This is a genomic window from Streptomyces sp. NPDC018833 (genome assembly GCF_044390825.1).
Taxonomy (GTDB): domain Bacteria; phylum Actinomycetota; class Actinomycetes; order Streptomycetales; family Streptomycetaceae; genus Streptomyces.
The window spans coordinates 17,985-34,074 of sequence record NZ_JBIRZM010000008.1 but is presented as its reverse complement, the minus strand read 5'-3'; the positions used below and the strand labels follow the sequence as shown (position 1 = coordinate 34,074).

17 protein-coding genes and 3 pseudogenes are annotated in these 16,090 nt (G+C 68.3%); 13 read left to right on the top strand and 7 right to left on the bottom strand.

Annotated elements, in window-relative coordinates:
* Window positions 1–3: 3 nt before the first annotated feature.
* Entirely contained in the window at window positions 4–1,059 is a 1,056-nt protein-coding gene (locus tag ACH5AF_RS17880) for an asparaginase (protein ID WP_398902588.1), read from the top strand.
* A gap of 24 nt (window positions 1,060–1,083) precedes the next feature.
* Window positions 1,084–1,702: pseudogene (locus ACH5AF_RS17875) on the top strand (IS110 family transposase); the annotation flags it as partial.
* A gap of 63 nt (window positions 1,703–1,765) precedes the next feature.
* On the opposite strand, the gene ACH5AF_RS17870 reads toward ACH5AF_RS17875, so the two are convergent.
* The 4 genes from ACH5AF_RS17870 to hppD form a co-directional block, all read right to left on the bottom strand.
* On the bottom strand, window positions 1,766–2,725 hold the full coding sequence (locus ACH5AF_RS17870; RefSeq protein WP_398902587.1) for an MBL fold metallo-hydrolase: 960 nt from the start codon (window positions 2,723–2,725) through the stop codon (window positions 1,766–1,768).
* Window positions 2,726–2,807: 82 nt separating this feature from the next.
* On the bottom strand, window positions 2,808–3,215 hold the full coding sequence (locus ACH5AF_RS17865) for a RidA family protein (protein WP_398902586.1): 408 nt from the start codon (window positions 3,213–3,215) through the stop codon (window positions 2,808–2,810).
* A gap of 122 nt (window positions 3,216–3,337) precedes the next feature.
* Window positions 3,338–4,756 carry a PLP-dependent aminotransferase family protein gene (locus ACH5AF_RS17860; protein WP_398902585.1) on the bottom strand — a complete coding sequence of 473 codons (1,419 nt, stop codon included), beginning with the start codon at window positions 4,754–4,756 and terminating at the stop codon, window positions 3,338–3,340.
* Window positions 4,757–4,877: 121 nt separating this feature from the next.
* Window positions 4,878–6,023 carry a 4-hydroxyphenylpyruvate dioxygenase gene (gene hppD / locus ACH5AF_RS17855; RefSeq protein WP_398902584.1) on the bottom strand — a complete coding sequence of 382 codons (1,146 nt, stop codon included), beginning with the start codon at window positions 6,021–6,023 and terminating at the stop codon, window positions 4,878–4,880.
* Between the two features lie 249 nt (window positions 6,024–6,272).
* Between hppD and ACH5AF_RS17850 the strand changes: the two genes are divergently transcribed.
* The 6 genes and pseudogenes from ACH5AF_RS17850 to ACH5AF_RS17825 all read left to right on the top strand — a co-directional run bounded on the left by ACH5AF_RS17850 (window position 6,273) and on the right by ACH5AF_RS17825 (window position 11,404).
* On the top strand, window positions 6,273–7,298 hold the full coding sequence (locus tag ACH5AF_RS17850; protein ID WP_398902583.1) for a Leu/Phe/Val dehydrogenase: 1,026 nt from the start codon (window positions 6,273–6,275) through the stop codon (window positions 7,296–7,298).
* Window positions 7,299–7,804: 506 nt separating this feature from the next.
* The gene (locus ACH5AF_RS17845) at window positions 7,805–8,473 is read left to right on the top strand and encodes an MOSC domain-containing protein (RefSeq protein ID WP_398902582.1); all 669 of its coding nucleotides are present in this window, start codon (window positions 7,805–7,807) and stop codon (window positions 8,471–8,473) included.
* A 157-nt stretch (window positions 8,474–8,630) separates the two neighbouring features.
* On the top strand, window positions 8,631–9,233 hold the full coding sequence (locus tag ACH5AF_RS17840; RefSeq protein WP_398902581.1) for an HD domain-containing protein: 603 nt from the start codon (window positions 8,631–8,633) through the stop codon (window positions 9,231–9,233).
* A 360-nt stretch (window positions 9,234–9,593) separates the two neighbouring features.
* On the top strand, window positions 9,594–9,902 hold the full coding sequence (locus ACH5AF_RS17835; RefSeq protein WP_398902580.1) for a carboxymuconolactone decarboxylase family protein: 309 nt from the start codon (window positions 9,594–9,596) through the stop codon (window positions 9,900–9,902).
* Window positions 9,903–10,124: 222 nt separating this feature from the next.
* A pseudogene (locus ACH5AF_RS17830) lies at window positions 10,125–10,496 on the top strand (transposase family protein); the annotation flags it as partial.
* A 122-nt stretch (window positions 10,497–10,618) separates the two neighbouring features.
* Entirely contained in the window at window positions 10,619–11,404 is a 786-nt protein-coding gene (locus tag ACH5AF_RS17825; protein WP_398902579.1) for an ISL3 family transposase, read from the top strand.
* 285 nt (window positions 11,405–11,689) lie between these two features.
* Here the strand turns inward: ACH5AF_RS17825 and ACH5AF_RS17820 are convergent, their stop codons facing one another.
* Window positions 11,690–12,292: a CGNR zinc finger domain-containing protein gene (locus ACH5AF_RS17820; protein WP_398902578.1), complete on the bottom strand. Its 603-nt coding sequence runs from the start codon at window positions 12,290–12,292 to the stop codon at window positions 11,690–11,692.
* A gap of 85 nt (window positions 12,293–12,377) precedes the next feature.
* Between ACH5AF_RS17820 and ACH5AF_RS17815 the strand changes: the two genes are divergently transcribed.
* The 5 genes and pseudogenes from ACH5AF_RS17815 to ACH5AF_RS17795 all read left to right on the top strand — a co-directional run bounded on the left by ACH5AF_RS17815 (window position 12,378) and on the right by ACH5AF_RS17795 (window position 14,560).
* A complete protein-coding gene (locus ACH5AF_RS17815) occupies window positions 12,378–13,145 on the top strand; it encodes an MBL fold metallo-hydrolase (protein WP_398902577.1) in 768 nt (255 codons plus the stop codon).
* 104 nt (window positions 13,146–13,249) lie between these two features.
* Window positions 13,250–13,499: pseudogene (locus ACH5AF_RS17810) on the top strand (LLM class flavin-dependent oxidoreductase); the annotation flags it as partial.
* A 17-nt stretch (window positions 13,500–13,516) separates the two neighbouring features.
* On the top strand, window positions 13,517–13,801 hold the full coding sequence (locus tag ACH5AF_RS17805; RefSeq protein ID WP_398902576.1) for a hypothetical protein: 285 nt from the start codon (window positions 13,517–13,519) through the stop codon (window positions 13,799–13,801).
* A complete protein-coding gene (locus tag ACH5AF_RS17800; protein WP_398902575.1) occupies window positions 13,750–14,388 on the top strand; it encodes a diguanylate cyclase domain-containing protein in 639 nt (212 codons plus the stop codon). Before ACH5AF_RS17805 ends, ACH5AF_RS17800 begins: the two co-directional genes overlap by 52 nt.
* Window positions 14,312–14,560, top strand: a complete 249-nt coding sequence (locus tag ACH5AF_RS17795) for a hypothetical protein (RefSeq protein WP_398902574.1) — start codon at window positions 14,312–14,314, stop codon at window positions 14,558–14,560. The genes ACH5AF_RS17800 and ACH5AF_RS17795 overlap by 77 nt, the downstream gene beginning before the upstream one ends.
* 5 nt (window positions 14,561–14,565) lie before the next feature.
* Here the strand turns inward: ACH5AF_RS17795 and ACH5AF_RS17790 are convergent, their stop codons facing one another.
* Both ACH5AF_RS17790 and ACH5AF_RS17785 read right to left on the bottom strand, forming a co-directional pair.
* Window positions 14,566–15,165 carry an IS5 family transposase gene (locus ACH5AF_RS17790; RefSeq protein ID WP_398902790.1) on the bottom strand — a complete coding sequence of 200 codons (600 nt, stop codon included), beginning with the start codon at window positions 15,163–15,165 and terminating at the stop codon, window positions 14,566–14,568.
* A 147-nt stretch (window positions 15,166–15,312) separates the two neighbouring features.
* Entirely contained in the window at window positions 15,313–16,083 is a 771-nt protein-coding gene (locus ACH5AF_RS17785) for an alpha/beta fold hydrolase (protein ID WP_398902573.1), read from the bottom strand.
* Between the last annotated feature and the right edge of the window lie 7 nt (window positions 16,084–16,090).

Below are 16,090 nucleotides of genomic sequence, written 5' to 3'. Positions count from 1 at the left end.
CGGGTGGCGCAGACCGACGGGGAAGTTGGCTACCCGGAGCGTGTGCCGGCAAAGGCGGCAGCTATTCGTGAGCCAAGTCATGCGCCGCTCGCCCATGTGGTGCGCGGAGACCTCATCGAAGGGGTCCATTACGGCTCGGTCGTCGTCCTGTCCGCCGACGGTGGCGTGGAGTTCCAAGCCGGCGACATTGAGGCGGCGTTCTGCCCATGCTCCGCACTCAGGCCGGTCCAGGTCGTGGGCTTGCTGCGCGCCGGGCTGCTTCTGGATGGTGAACTGCTAGCGCTGGCTGCGGCCAGTCACTCAGGCGAGGAGCGCCATCTGGTTGGCGTCCTGCGCCTCTTAGCGGTTGCCGGGCTGATCGAAGCCGACCTGGGCAATACGCCCGACTGGCCGTGCGATCCCGCGGTGCGTGAAGCGTGGGTCCGCGGTGGACACGGCTTGTCCCGGCTCGCGCAGAACGGTTCCGGCATGCATGCAGCCATGCTGATGACGGCTCGAGCCCGGGGCTGGCCGCTCGACTCTTACCTCGACTCTGGGAATCTGCTGCAGCAGTCAATCGCCGCTGCGGTGGAGGATCTGACGGGTGAGAGTATCGCGCAAGTGATGGTCGATAGGTGTGGAGCACCGCTCTTCTCGGTCTCCTTGCACGGCCTCACACGAGCTGTGGCTCGGATTGCCTCTGCGGCGCCGGGCACCATGGAGGCCAGTGTCGCCGACGCCATACGCGAGTATCCGGAAATGGCTTCTGGGAGTTGGCGGGATGTCGCACGGCTGATGCGAGCCGTCCCCGGCCTGCTGGCCAAGGACGGGTTCGAAGGGGTCCAAGTGGCCGCCCTGCCGGATGGCCGCGCTGTCGGGGTGAAAATCGCCGACGGAGCCGACCGTGCCCGGATGCCGGTGGCCGCAGCGGCTCTCGCGCTGTGCGGAGTCGACCGGGGCGTCCTCGCCGAATTTGCCAACAGGCCCTTACTGAGCGGCATGACCATGATCGGCAGTCTAAGAGCCGCCGGTGCACTGACCCTCGACCTTCCCGCCGTACCGCCAGCTTCTGAAGCATAGGAGCAGACGGCCGACGCCACGAGAATGTCGGCGAGGTCGTCTGCGGGACCCATATGCGACGAGCTGGCGGAGGGGAACGTGCCCGACATCTGGGCCGGTGTGGACATCGGCAAGACGCATCACCACACCGTGGCGATCAACGCGGAGGGCAAGCGGCTGCTGTCCCGCCGGATCCACAACGACGAGACTGAGCTGCTGACACTGATCGGCGACGTGCTGGCGATATCCGACGACGTGCTGTGGGCCATCGACCTCAACCATGGCTGTGCCGCTCTGCTGATCGGTCTGCTTACCGCTCATGGCCAGTCTGTCGCCTACCTCACCGGCCTGGCAGTGCACCGGGCCTCGGCAACCTACCGGGGCGAGGCAAAGACCGACGCGAAGGACGCCTTTGTCATCGCCGACCAGGCACGGATCCGCCGGGGCCTTGGACTGCTCAGACCAGGTGACGAGGTCGCCATCGATCTACGCACGCTGACGACCAGACGTCTGGACCTCGTCTTCGACCGCACCCGTCAGATCAATCGGCTCCGAACCCAACTGCTAGCGATTTTCCCGGCGTTGGAGCGGGCACTGGATTTGACCAACAAAGGTCCGGTGATGCTGCTGGGCTATCAGACCAGCAGCAATCATGCGAACAGGAAGGATGTCGCCCACCTGCCGGTAGTACGCCATGAGACTCCCCTTGGTGTGTCAGTCCCGACTGTCAGTCCTGGAGGGCGTTCCAGACCTCACGGTCGCGTTCGGCCGTCCAGATCACGGGGCGGTCGATGCCGGACAGTTCGTCCCAGACCCGGGCCACGTCGAACGGCAGGCAGTGCTCGAAGATCGGCCAGCCGCCGTAGCGGTCGACGAGGGCGTCGTGGGTGGCCTGGAAGGCTTCCTTGAGGGTGCCGCCGCGCGTCTGGACGTCGCCGACCTCGCGCAGCATGACCTGGAGGAAGTGCCGGGTCTGGTCGATGGCGGCGTCGACTGCTGCGCGTCCGTGGGCGACCGCGCCACGGCCGCCGATGATCGCCTCGGCCCGGTAGTCGGCCACGCGGTCCAGCGTGGTGGTGGACCATTCCCGGTGGAATGCGTCGCCGGTGTACAGGGCGGCCTGGGCTTCGACGAGGTCACCGGCGAAGAGGATCTTGTGCTTGGGCAGCCAGGCGACGATGTCGCCCTCTGTGTGGCCGCGGCCGACGTGTTCCAGCACGAGGTCGCCGCGGTCGCCGCCGAGTTCGATGGTGACCCTGTCGCTGAAGGTCTGGGTGGGCCAGGTCAGGCCCGGAATGGAGTCCGGCTCCTTGAAGAGGCGGGGCATGCGGCCGTACTCCGACGCCCAGTCCTGCGTGCTGCGTTCGGCGATCAGCTCGAGGGTGCGGTCGTGGGCGATGATCACCTCCGCGTCGAAGGCGCTCGCGCCGAGCACGCGTACGGCGTGGTAGTGCGACAGGATCAGGTACTTGACCGGCTTGTCGGTGTGCTCGCGCAGCTGCGCCAGCCACTCGCGGGCCGCGACCGGAGTGGCGAGGGCTTCGAAGCAGACGACGAAGTCCTCGCCCTCGATGGCGCCGACGTTCGGGTCGCCCTCGGCGGTCAGGGCGTAGACGCCGTCGGCGAGTACTTCGAGGCACTGCTGCTTCTCGGACAGATCCGCCGAGGAGGCGAACGGCTTGCTCATCTGGGGTCTCCTGGTGAGTGGGATTCTTCCGGGGCGGCGGGAGCTGTACCTCGCGCCCGCCGAGCCCTACGAGCGAGCGTGGTCACTCGGGCAGGACCGCGACCGCGCTGATCTCCAGCAGGAACTGCGGCCGGGCGAGCCCTGCCACGACCAGCAGAGTGCTGGTGGGCGCCGGATCGGACGCCAGGTACCTGCCGCGGACCTCGTTGACGGGCAACAGCAGGGACCGGTCGGTCACGTACGTCGTCGTGGACACCACGTGCGACAGGTCGCCGCCCGCGGCCCGCACCACCGCCGAGAGGTTCTCGAAGACCTGTTCCGCCTGCCGCGTGATGTCTCCTTCGCCGACGACGGCTCCGTCTGCGTTCATGGAGACCTGGCCCGAGATCCACAGCTGACTGCCGTGGCGGACTGCGTGGTTGTAGAAGAACTTCGCGGCCGGGACGGAAGCCAGCTCGGGCGCGCTGATTGCCTGCGGTTTCGTTGCCATTCCCACCTCCAGAAAGTCTGTGGCGAACTGCTCTGTGCCAAGGAGGCTAGGCGGCGATTTCCTGGATGAACCTGACCATTCAGGGGCCGGTGAACCGGTCCATGTGGAGACCGGTTCAAAGGTCAGTTTCCGACGCGCCGAGTCGTCCGGTAGGCCTCGGCCAGCGCGGCGATCCCTTCGGTGATCTGCCGTCGGTGGACCTTGCCGTAGCCGATCACCAGACCGGGCCTCGGCGACGTACCGCTGTGGTAGTCACCGAGTCCGGCAGCCAGCACGCCCAGCCGCCGGGCCTCACGGACCAGGGCAGCCTCATCCGCGTCGTCGGGCAGCAGGAGCATGAGGTGCAGACCGGCGTCGACGCCCTGGATCCAGGCGCCGGGCAGATGCTCGGCCAGCGCCGTACGGAGCGTGTTCAGGCGCTCCACGTAACTGCTCCGGGTGCGGCGCAGATGCCGGTCCAGCGAGCCCGACTCGATCAGATGGGCCAGCGCCATCTGATCGAGGGTGGCCGGGACGGGGTCCCCGCAGTCCCGGAGGCCGACCAGGGCAGGCCGTAGCTCTCTGGGCGCGACCAGCCAGCCGATCCCCACGCCGGGACCGAGCGTCTTGCTGACCGTGCCGAGGTACGCGACCCGGTTGGGAGCCAGTCCCTGCAGCGCGCCGACCGGTCTGCGGTCGTAGCGGTACTCGGCGTCGTAGTCGTCCTCGAAGACCACCGCGTCGCATTCGCGCGCCCAGTCGAGCAGAGCCGTCCGACGGCTCGGCGACAGCACGACGCCCGCCGGGAACTGGTGGGCCGGAGAGACCAGCACCGCACGGGCCGAAGTCCGCCACAGCGCCTCGACGACCAGACCCTCCTCGTCCACCGGTAGCTGGACCGGCGTGAGACCCGCCCTGCGCACTGCCTTGCTCAGCCGCGGCCAGCCGGGGTCCTCGACAGCGACCTGGCGATGTCCCCGCTCGCGCAGCACCTCACACAGCAGCGTCAGGCCGTGCGTGACGCCCGCGCACACCAGCACGCCGTCCGCGTCCGTCCGGACTCCCCGCGTACGCGCCAGATGCTCGGACAGAACACGCCGCAGCAGGGGCACCCCGGCGTCGGCCCCGTAGTTGAGATCGTGGGGAGGCAGACTTCGCACCGTGTGCTGGAGCGCCCGCAGCCACGCACTGCGGGGAAACGCGGCCAGGTCCGGGAGGCCGGGTTCGAAGTCGACCAGAACCGCGGGCGGCGCAGGAACAGGAGTCCGTGGAATGTCCTTGGCCGGGGGCGAAGGACTGACGACCACCGTGCCACCGCCGGCCCGGGCCTGGAGATATCCCTCGGCGGTGAGCTGCTGGTAGGCCTCCACGACCACCCAGCGCGAGCAGGTGAGCTCGGCGGCCAGGACCCTGGAGGCGGGCAGCTTCGTCCCATCGGTGAAGCGGCCGCTGCGGATGGCGTCGCGCAGCGCGCCCTCCAGCTGTACGTGCATCGGGGTGTCGCTGGAGCGGTCCAAGCCGAGCAGGAGTTCCGACCCCCGGGTGGTCTGGTCGAACTGCACAAAATTGGACATTAGCATCGGCCCGTCTCGATCTGTGCCAGCGTGACGGGGGCGTACGCGGTGGGCACAGCACGGCACCGCGGCCTCGCAGGACTATGCCCGCTCCCCGCCTGTGTACGGCTCAGAGGTTGCCGCGGGCGGCCTGCTCTCGCTCGATGGCCTGGAAGAGGGCCTTGAAGTTGTTCAGGCCGAACCCGCGGGTTCCGTGCCGCTCGATGACCTCGTAGAAGAGGGTCGGCCGGTCCTGGGCGGGCTCGGTGAACACCTGGAGCAGGTAGCCGTCCTCGTCCTGGTCCAGCAGCACGCCAAGGTCGGCGAGCCGGTCCAGGTCGAGGCCCAGCGCATCGATGTCGACCCGCTCCCGCACTTCGTCGTAGTAGGTGTCCGGAACGCGCATGAACCGCACCCCGCTGTCCCGCATCTCCTTGACCGTGGTGGCGATGTCGTCGGTGGAGAAGGCGATGTGCTGCACCCCGGAGCTGCCGTAATAGTTCAGGTATTCCTGTATCTGGGACAGCGACTTGCCCTGCGCGGGCTCGTTGACATTGAGCTTGATCTTGCCGGTGCCGTCCCAGACGACCTTGCTCATCATCGACGTGAACTGAGTGCCGACGGTCTCGTCGTCGTAGTGGAGGAGCTGGGTGAGGCCGAGCACCCGCTGGTAGAACTCGGTCCAGGTGTTCATCTCGTGCAACGGGACGTTGCACACGATGTGGTCGATGGCGGTGATGCCGAAGTCGCGGCCCGGCGGCACGGTCCACAGCGGCTTCAGTCCGACCAGCCTGCCGGTGTCGCCCACCGCCTGGTAACCGGGCAGGAAGGGGCCCGAATAGCCGGACGCGTCGACGAAGGTGTGGATGGTGTCGCCGTAACTGGCGATGCTGGCGAGCTCCACCTTGCCGTGCTCGTCAACGATCTCGTGCGGCTCGGTCACAGGCTTGGCCCCGCCGGCGAGCGCGGCGTCGAACGCGGCCCGCACGTCCGGTACGGCGAAGGCGATGTCCCGTACGCCGTCGCCGTGCAGATGCTGCTGGTCGGTGGCGAGGTGACCCGGCAGCAGGCCGGCGGTCAGCACCAGGCGTACGTCGCCCTGCGCCAGCACCCAGGAGGCGCTGTCGCGGTTGCCGGTCTCCGGGCCGGAGTACGCGATGGGCGTGAAGCCGAAAGCGGTGCGGTAGTAGTGGGCGGCCTGCTTGGCGTTGCCCACGTGGAAGCGCAGGTGGTGGTAGCCAAGCAGAGGCTGACGATCGGTGGTCGCTTCCGTCATGGACGACTCCTTACGACGTGCGAGGAAGACTCAAGCTCGACATGCAGAGGAAGGGCCCGAGCACGGTCGTTTCCGAAGTTAGGGAGCCGTCCGGAGGAACACCCGGACCAAAGAAGGCCGAAGGGACCGCACCAAGTCGGCGGACGGACGGTCCGGTCTCTTCACCGCTGCTTGGACCGGAGTGCGCGAACGGCGCGGACCTACGTTGATGACGCCACGTCCCCAGCCGCTCACCAGGTGGAGGCCCTCATGACCTTGTTCCAGCATCCCGCCTTCGACGACCACGAGCAGGTCGCGTTCGTCAGCGACCCGAAGTCCGGCTTGCGGGCTGTGATCGCCCTCCACCGCGTCGGACCGCGCAACGCCATGGGCGGCACCCGCATGTGGGAGTACGCCACGGAGGCAGACGGCATCGGCGACGCCCTGCGCCTCTCGCAGGCGATGACCTACAAGTCGGCCCTGGCAGGGCTACCCTTCGGCGGCGGCAAGGCCGTCATCTTCGGCAACTCCGGACGGGACAAGACACCGGAACTGCTCCGCGCCATGGGCGCCGCGGTCAACCGGCTCGCCGGCCACTTCGTCACCGGAGAGGACGTCGGCATCTCGGTCGACGACGTGGCCCTCATGCGCGAGAACACCCCACACGTCCTGGGCGGCGAGGGAGTCGACTCCGATGAGCCCGCCGCCGCCGGAGTCCTGGCCTCCATCCAGTCCGCGGCACAACGCGTCTGGGGCACCTCCGACCTGAGTGGCCGCACCATCGCCGTCCAGGGCCTGGGCAAGGTCGGCTACCGCCTGGCCCAGCTACTCGCCGAAGCGGGTGCCCACCTGCTGGTCGCCGACATCCGCCCCGACGCCGTACGCCGCGCCGTGAAGGAGCTCGAAGCCCAGGAAGTGTCCAGCGAGGACATCCTCACCCAGCCCGCCGACGTGTTCGCCCCCTGCGCGCTCGGCGACGTACTCACCCCGACGACCGTGCCCCAACTGAAGGCCAAGGTCGTGGCCGGCGCCGCGAACAACCAGCTGTCCGCCCCCACTGTCGGAGACCTGCTGCGCAACGCCGGCATCCTGTACGCGCCCGACTTCATCGCGAACGGCGGCGGTCTCATCAACAACGCGGCCCTGCTCGACGGCTACGACCGAACCCGCGTCCTTGAGGACTGCGCCCGCATCGGCCACACCCTCACCGAGGTCTTCGAACTGGCGGACAAGAACAACACCTCGACGAACACCGCCGCCACCGGCCTGGCCCGCCAGCGCACACAGGACCTGTAACAGCCCACGGGCCCAGTCGGCCGCCGATTGGTCGTGTCGGCCTGGCCGTCTTGCATCAGGGAAGACATCCCACGCGACTTCGGGCAGCTTCGCCATGGCCACTGCAAGGTGCTCCGGGAGACCGTAGGGCCCGCGCTCCGGCGATCTCCACCGGGGCTGTCAGAGCGAGCACAGCCAGTATGCGGCGGCTGGTGGAGGTTGAGCGCGATCGGTCTCCAGGACAGCCCGTGCTCGTCCTTGAGACGGACCGTCGGCTTGTTCTGGCGCGGCGTGCCAGGCGGTGATTGCCGCGGTGCCGTGGGCGACGCGGATGGTGTCCGCCTTCTCGCCCGTGCCGCCGTCGTTGTGCTCGTCCCCGAGCGCGATCAGTGCGTCCGCCGGGTTTCCGTCGTCGATGGCGTTCGCGAGAAAGTCGCGCGGGTCGGTCGAGTTGCGGGTCCCAGGTGATCTGGGGCGATTCTTTCTATTCGATTTGTTGCTTTGGGAGTGGGGTTAGCGTGTCGTCCATGAAGCTTCTGACCGTGAATGTGGGCCAGCCGAAGATCGTCGAGTACACCGACACACCGGGCGGCGCGACCGGCATCGACAAACAGCCGGCCGAGGGAGCCGTTCGGGTGAGCGACCCCGGCCCTAAGGGCCAGGGCGCAGGCGGTGTCGCGGGGGACACGGTCTGCGATCTGCGCCACCACGGCGGCACCGACCAGGCGGTGTACGCGTTCGCGCGTGAGGATCTCGACTTTTGGGAGCGGGAGTTGGGGCGGCCCCTCGACAACGGTGCATTCGGCGAGAACCTCACCACGAGCGGGCTCGACGTGAACGGGGCGAAGATCGGCGAGCGCTGGCGGATAGGCGACGAGCTGGTCCTCGAAGTGACGAGCAGCCGCATTCCGTGTCGTACCTTCGCGAGCTGGCTGGGCGAGAAAGGCTGGGTCAAGCGCTTCACCCAGCAGAGCGCGCCCGGCGCGTATCTCCGAGTCGTCGAGCCCGGCGAGATCCGCGCTGGCGACCCGATCGAGATCGTGCACCGGCCGGACCACGAAGTGACGGTGGAGATGGCGTTCCGGGCCGAGACCACCCAGCGGACACTGCTGCCCAGGGTGCTCGCGGCGGGCGACACGCTCCACCCCGAACTGCTCAGGACCGCACGGGAGTACGTCGCCAAGCAGCGCGCGTAGCCCCGGATTCCAGGCGCTGCCAGCCCGGTGGACGCCTGCGCCGCGCCCGCATGCGCGGCACAAGGAACGCTTCCTGCTGGGGCTGGCGACCAGCGAGGACGACTATCGGCACGATGCGAAAGCCGTCACCGGCGGCTCGGAAAAAGGAGGGTGGGGGATGGAAGTCTCCTTCGTGGGAGCGGTCGCCGAATCGGCGTACCAGCGCGTTCGGTCCGTCCTTCGGCCAGCGATCCTCAACCACAGTGTCAGGGTCTGGCTGGTGGCTGACCACCTTGGTCAGCAGGAAGGACTCGGCGAGCGGGAGCGTGAAGCGCTGGCTGTTGCTTGTCTGTTTCACGACGCAGGTACAGCCGACGCATACGACGGACCGCAGCGCTTCGAGGTAGAAGGCGCCGACGCGGCAAGTGAATTCCTGGCTCCGTACGACTGGCCCGCCTCGCTGGTACAGAAGGTGTGGGAGGCCATCGCCCTGCACACGTCTCCCGGCATTGCCGAGCGCATGGGGCCGCTGACCAGACTCGTCAGGCTTGGCGTTCTGACCGACTTCGGCGCGGCTGACCCTCTCGGGGTCAATTACGAGCGGTTGTCTGCCTCGCTTGGGCGCTTCCCGCGGATGGACATCGAAGTGGTACTCGGTGACGCAGTGGTCGAGCAGGCCTTGCGGTGCCCCGGGAAGGCACCGAAGTCCAGTTGGCCTGGAGGGCTGCTGGCCGCCCGCCTGGCAGAAGCTGGGTACACAGGCGTCAACCCGGCCTTCTGAAGCCCGACCGCCGGTCTCCCGCTGCGAGAAGGAGCGGGTGTTGCGACAGCCAGGCTGTGGGAGTCTCAATGGGGGTCTTCAAAGTTGCGCGGTGCGGAGGTGCCCGCGGGCTCGGCGTTCGCCGAGACGGCGAACAGGTTCGGCCCGTGAAGAGTCCGACCGGGCGCGGAACCAGCGCATCCGCCTGCCTGATACCAGAATCAGCAATGGCCGTTGGCGTTAAACTGGTCGATGCTCCAAAGTGTCCGCATGTGCGATTCCCAACGCCTCAGTCCAGACGCTGGCAGCTCCGGCCCAAACCACGTGGTCACCCCAACACCAGCAGCTTTCCGCCTTGCCCGTGCAGAGGGCAATGACCGGTTGCGCAGTGGTGGCTCGATCTTCGAGTCGTTCTTCGCCCTCGACGGCGCGGCCTACACCTCCGGCGCATTGCCCACAGCGACCAAAGAGCTGCTTGGCCTCGTCGTGTCCGTGATCAAGGACTGCGAGGAGTGCGTCTACTATCACCTGGAACGCTGCGACGAGGAGCAAGTCAGCCGGGACCAGGTACTCGAAGCCCTGCAGATCACCCTCGTAGGCGCCGGGTCGGTGACCGTTCCGCTGCTTCGCAAGGCTGTCACCTTCATGTCCAAGCTCCCGCGCCTCGGCAGGGCCGATCACGAGGCCTGAGCGCTGCTGCGCCGCCCTTGTGGGGTCTTCGAAGTTGAGCGAATGCCTCCTCTCGGTTACTGACGTGGTGTCACGGTATGTGACCGTCGTGGTTGATGATCGTCCCCTGGACGCAGAGCGCCCGTGGCTCCTGCGTGATCATTTCTGTTCTTGACGCAGAACGATCACGCAGGAGCCACGGGGTTGGTCAACGATACGACGTTGCTGCTCGATCTGGACGGGGTGTCCGTCGTGCGGGTCGAGCGGCTGGCTGATGGAGGGCGCAGGGTCCACCTGGTCACGGCCGACGAGAGGGCCAGGGCCTGCCCGGCCTGCGGGGTGTTCGCCACCCAGGTGAAGGGCTCGGCGGTGACCCGGCCGCGCGATCTCCCTTACGGTGAGAGCGGGTTGGAGTTCCGCTGGCACAAGCGCCGCTGGTGGTGCCGCGAGGCCGGCTGCCCTCGCCGGTCCTTCACCGAGCAGATCCCGCAGATCCCGGCCGGTGCCAGGCTGACCGCCCGGCTGCGGGGTGCGGCCGGGCGCCGCATACGGGATGCCGGCTCCACGGTCCTCCAGGCCGCGCGGGATCTGCATCTGTCCTGGCCGACCGTGATGGAAGCTTTCCGCACGCAGGCCCGCGACGTCACCGAGGCACCTCTGCCGCAGGTCGCAGTCCTGGGCGTCGATGAGACCCGGCGCGGACGGCCGAGCTGGGAACGGGATGCGGATACCGGCAAGTGGCGCCTGACCGGGACCGGTGGCACACCGGCTTCGTCGACGCACTCGGTCACGGCGGGCTGCTCGGACAGGTCGAGGGCCGCACCGTCGCCGATGTCCTGGCCTGGCTCGCCACCACCGACCTGGACTGGAGAAGGGGCATCGGCTATGTCGCCATCGACATGTCGGCCACCTACCGCGCCGCGATCCGCAGCGGCCTGCCGCACGCCACTGTTGTGGTCGACCACTTCCACGTGGTCCAGCTCGCCAGCAAGATGCTGTCCATGGTCAGGCGTCGCACCACCGCCGAGACCCGCGGCCGGCGCGGACGGGCGAGCGACCCGGAGTGGAAGGCCAGACGGCGGCTTCTGCGCAACCGCGAGGACCTCACCGACGACCAGTTCGCCACGATGTGGAACACGCTCCTGGGCGAGGGGAAGAGGGGGCAGACGCTGTTGACGGCCTGGATAGCCAAGGAGAACCTGCGCACCCTCCTTGCCCTGGCCCGCACCGGAGCCGACCGCCATCAAGTTGGCAACGCCCGCTGGAAGTTCCTCACCTGGTGCGCGGACTCCGACATCCCTGAAGTCCGCCAGCTCGCCGCCACCGTCGACCGCTGGTGGCCCGAGGTCGCCGCGTTCATCGACACCGGACACAGCAACGCCAAGAGCGAAGGGATCAACCGCGTGATCAAGCTCGTCGCCCGGAACGCGTTCGGCTTCCGCAACGCCGAAAACCAACGACTACGGACACGCTGTGTCACCACTCGCCGAGCCCGCGGGCACGTTCGCACCGCTCAACTTTGAAGACCCCCCGCCCGGCCCGCTAACTCCTTGACCACAGCCTTGATTTGCCTGGTCAGACGGGCTGTGCGTCGCTGGTATCGCTCCAGCACCCCGGGAACCTGCTCGCGGAAGGGTTGACGGCAGCCGCGGGTGGGACACACCAGGCGCCGCACCCGTTCAGTGCGGCCTGGGAAAAGTCCGGGGTGGAGGGCAAGGCGTCCCCGTCCGTACCGGGGGCTTGAGGGTGTGCGGGACCGCGCCCCGGCGTGGGCCTCGGTGAACGTCGGCGGCGCGGGGTGGCGGAACTTAGTCGGTGATGGTCTGCGTACGGCGGGCGCGGGCGGCGCGGGCGCGGTCGCCGCAGCGGACCGAGCACCAGTGGCGGCGTCCGGCGCGGAGCAGGTAGCGATTGCAGGGAGCGGAAGGACAGGCCGTCAGCCGTTCGGCGTCAGGGCCGGTGAGCAGATCGGCGGCATCGGCGGCGAGGATGCCGAGGGCCTGGTCGACCATCTGGTCGATGGGGTGTGGGGCGGTGCGGTGCATGCCTCGGACGGAGTCCCAGCCGAGCGGGGAGGCCGTGGGGACCCGGGTGAGGGCGTCGTTGACGGCGGCCAGCGCGGCGGCTGGGGCGGGATGGCCGCCGATCTGGGCGGCGAGCAGGGTGCGTACCTGCTCGCGCAGAGAGCGCATGCGTGCCGCGCAGATCTCCTGCAGTCCCGCGTCCGCGGGGGCCAAGGTGTGGTCGACCAGCCACTGGTTGGCGCAGGACGGTGTCCCCAGCAGGTCGAGGAACCGGTCGCCTGGCAGGGCGATGGCGCTGTTGGCGAGGTCGAGCGCAGGGTACTGCCCGGCGCCCGGCGCCGGCGGCAGTCTGGGGTCGACGGTTTCGGCGGTAGCAGTTTTACTCACGCAATTCACGGTACAGCTTGCCTTCATCCGTGACCACGTCTAGGGTCACGGATGTAAGCCAATCTATCCGTGAGGTAACTTCATCATGGCAATAGCCGACACATGCAGTGAGCACATCCCCGTCCGTATCTTCGGCGGGCCGACGGCACTCATCGAGTACGGCGGGCTGCGGTTCCTGACCGACCCGACCTTCGATGCCCCGGGCACCTACGCCTCGGGTCTCACCAAGACCGCGCCCGCCTCCGCCGCACCGGCCGACCTGGGCCGTATCGACGTGGTGCTGCTGTCGCACGACGAGCACGACGACAACCTCGATGACTCGGGGCGCGCTCTACTCGCCGACGTACCCCTGACCCTGACCACGCCCAGTGGCGCCGGCCGCCTGGGCGGCACCGCCCGGCCCCTGACGGACTGGGAGTCCATCGAGCTGAACCGCCCCGGCGGCGGCAAGATCACCGTCACCGGTGTTCCGGCCCTGCACGGCCCCGGGGCGCGCGAGGACCTCGAGCCGGTCATCGGCGAGGTCGTCGGCTTCGTCCTAACCGGTGACGGCCTGCCCACCGTCTACGTCAGCGGCGACAACGCCCAACTCGCTCTGGTCCAGGAGATCGCCGACCACTTCGGCCCCGTGGACACCGCCGTCCTGTTCGCCGGCGCGGTCCGCGTCCCCACCCTGGACCACCAGCTGCTCACCCTCAACAGCGTCCAGGCCGCCGAGGCCGCCTGCATCCTGCAAGCCCGCCGCATCGTCCCCGTCCACTTCGACAGCTGGGCCCACTTCACCGAGGGCCGCGAGCAGCTGGTGGACGCCTTCACCACCGCCGGCCTGATCGACCGCGTGGAACTGGCCTGATCCCGCCGCCCCGGCCGCTGCGACGCCACGAGCGCACAGCAGCGCCCTTTCCACGGTCCTACAACCCTGCATCGGGACCAGTGCACCCCAGAAGGACACCCCCCGAGAGGCGCGGCTTCACCTACTACTGGGTGACCGAGCACCACTCCATGCCCGGCGTGTCCTCCTCCAGCCCCGCCGTTCTGCTGGCCCGGCTGAGCGCGCACACCACCTGCGGCTCGGCGGGCGGAGTGATGCTGCCAACCATCCCCACTGATCGTCGCCGAGCAGTACGGCCTGCTCCAGGCCCTCGACCCGGGCCGGATCGACCTCGGTCTGGGCCGCGCCCCGGGCACCAACCAGGCTCCGATTGCACGAGAAGAGATGGACTCATGACACAGCTGTTCCGCTTCGAAGTCGACGTCCCGATACATCACTCCACCGACCAGACCCGACGCGGTCTGCACGTGTTCACCGGCCCGGCCACTGGCCCCAACGAGGCGCTGGCCGCTGCGCACAGTGCCTACGACCAGGCCGTGCAGCGCGTGTCCGCCAGCCTCGCGGTCCCGGATGACGCCAGCAACGGGAGGGCCGTCTGCGGTGTGCGTCCCGACTGGGTCCTTGAATGGCACAGGGCCACCGTGAACGCGTGGGTGAACCACAACGGCCTGACCTGAATTCGCCCCGGGACGGCCGCCACAGGCCGGAAAACCAGTCGGCCGCCCCGGGTCTACCCATCCCGTACGAGACGAGAGGGAGATCCCAAGTATGGACTCCGCCCTGCGCTTACAGGCCCGTTCCGGGCAGCGCGCCCTGTTCCTCACCACGCTGGCGGTTCCGCTGGCCGGCTGGACTGTCCACGCCGTGGCGCTGCACCGGAGATTGGCTGCGGCTCGCCGTGACCCTCCGACCGGGCTGCTGCGGCCGTGACGGCTACACCGCCAAGGCCCGCCAGCTCATCGACCGCCACACCGACGCGGTGACTGGCCTGGACCACTTCAAGGAGAACAACGACAGCAGCGGGCACGCCGCCGGCGCTGTGCTGGCGGCCACAGCGAAACGGCTCACCGCCTGCCCGGGCAGCCGCGCGGTCGTCGGCAGGCTCGGAGGAGACGAGTCCTTCTATGAACTAGGACTTGTCCGGCCGATCATGCTGCTGGTTAGGTGCGAGCGCGTCGAAGACGAGCGTGAGCAACGAGACCGGCAGCATGATCGGCCTGTGGGTCGAGCCGTGGGGCACCGATCACTGGATGCGTCCGGGTGAGGAGTTCACCGTCGTGACCGAGACGGAGCCCGAGGAGTCGCCGTTCAACGTGGTCGTGCACGATCAGGGCATCACGGTGTGGGTGAACTCGGGGAACGACGCCGAGGTCTTCGACAAGCACGGCAATTCGGTTCCCTGTGGGCATCAGCGGCCGGCCGAGGACGGTTCTTGAGGCCGTCAGGTCCGGAGCCAGATGACGAGGGCTGCCGCCGTCGCAGTGCCAAGGAAGACGTAGCCGCGTTTGTCGTAGCGAGTTGCGACGGCCCGGAACTGCTTCAAGCGGTTGATCGCCCGTTCGACGGTGTTGCGCTTCTTGTATCGCTCTTCGTCGAAGCCTGCCGCCACTTCCGCCAGACGGCCGTGCAGGCTCTGCCACGCCGTCTCGCCCTGATGTTCTGCCGTTTCGGCCCCCTTTGACGCGGGAGCCGGCGGTGGATCGCTCCGAGCGCCGGCCGCGTGCTGGTGAGCGCGAACGATGGTGGAGTCCACGGAGATGTCCCAGTCGATCTCACCTGCCGCGTCTGCCGCGGCCTGGACCTGCTGGAGCAGACGCTCCCACGTTCCGTCGGCCGACCACAGCCGGTGACGTTCGTAGACCGTCTTCCACGGCCCGAACCGTTCGGGCAGATCACGCCACTGAACGCCGGACCGCACCCGGTGGAGAATCCCGTCGATCACCTGCCGATGGTCCCGCCACCTGCCACAACGCCCGTTGCTGACCGGCAGGAACGGCCGCAACCTTTCCCACTCCGCATCTGTCAGATCACCCCGCCCCACGTCCACAACAACGACCCGGACACGGAGCAGTCACATGATCGGCCGGACAAGTCCGCTGACCGAGGTGCAACGTCCACGCCGACTGAAAGCCGGTCCGCGTAGCGGACGGTTGTCATCCGCCACTGAACGCCGTGCCTGTCACGGGGTTCAGTCCCCAATCCTCACCAGGTAATCCGCCAGCGCGGCGTTGAACTCGGCCGGACGCTCCAGGTTGGGCATATGGGCGGCGGACTCGATGACCTTGAGCGTCGACTGGGGCAGGGCCGCGTGCATGGCTTCTGCGTCGCAGACCGGGGTGTACGCGTCGTCGCGGCCGACGACCACCAAAGACGGGACCGTGACGCGGGTCAGGAGGTCACGGTAGTCAGGGCGTTCCGCACGGCCGCGCAGAGCCGCAGCCGCGCCCTCGGGGTTGGTGGCGGTCATCATGCGATGCACATGGGCGGCGACGTCCTGCTCCGCGTACGGCGCGACCATCTTGTGCAGGACCTCATCGGCGTATCCCTTCATCCCTTCGCGCAGCAGCCGGTCTGCCAGGTCCCGCCGCCCCTGCTTCCCGGCGGGCGTCTCGGCCGTCGGGAACGTGTCCGCCAGGATCAGGCCCCGGATGCGCTCGCCGAAGAGCCGGTAGCACTCCATCGCGATCTGCCCGCCCATGGAGAGCCCGCCGAGCACAAAGCGGTCCACGTCCAGCGAGTCGAGGAGCTGCGCGATGTCTTCGGCGAACATCGACAACGGGACGACCCCCTCAGTCACCGGCGAGGCGCCGTAGCCGCGCAGGTCCGGGGTGATGACCCGGTGGCTGCCCGCGAAGGCGGCTGTCTGCGGGGCCCACATAGACCGGTCGAAGGGATGACCGTGAATCAAGACAAGGGGCGTTCCAGCGCCTTTGTCGTCGTACGCAAGGAAGGTTGCCATGGGCCAG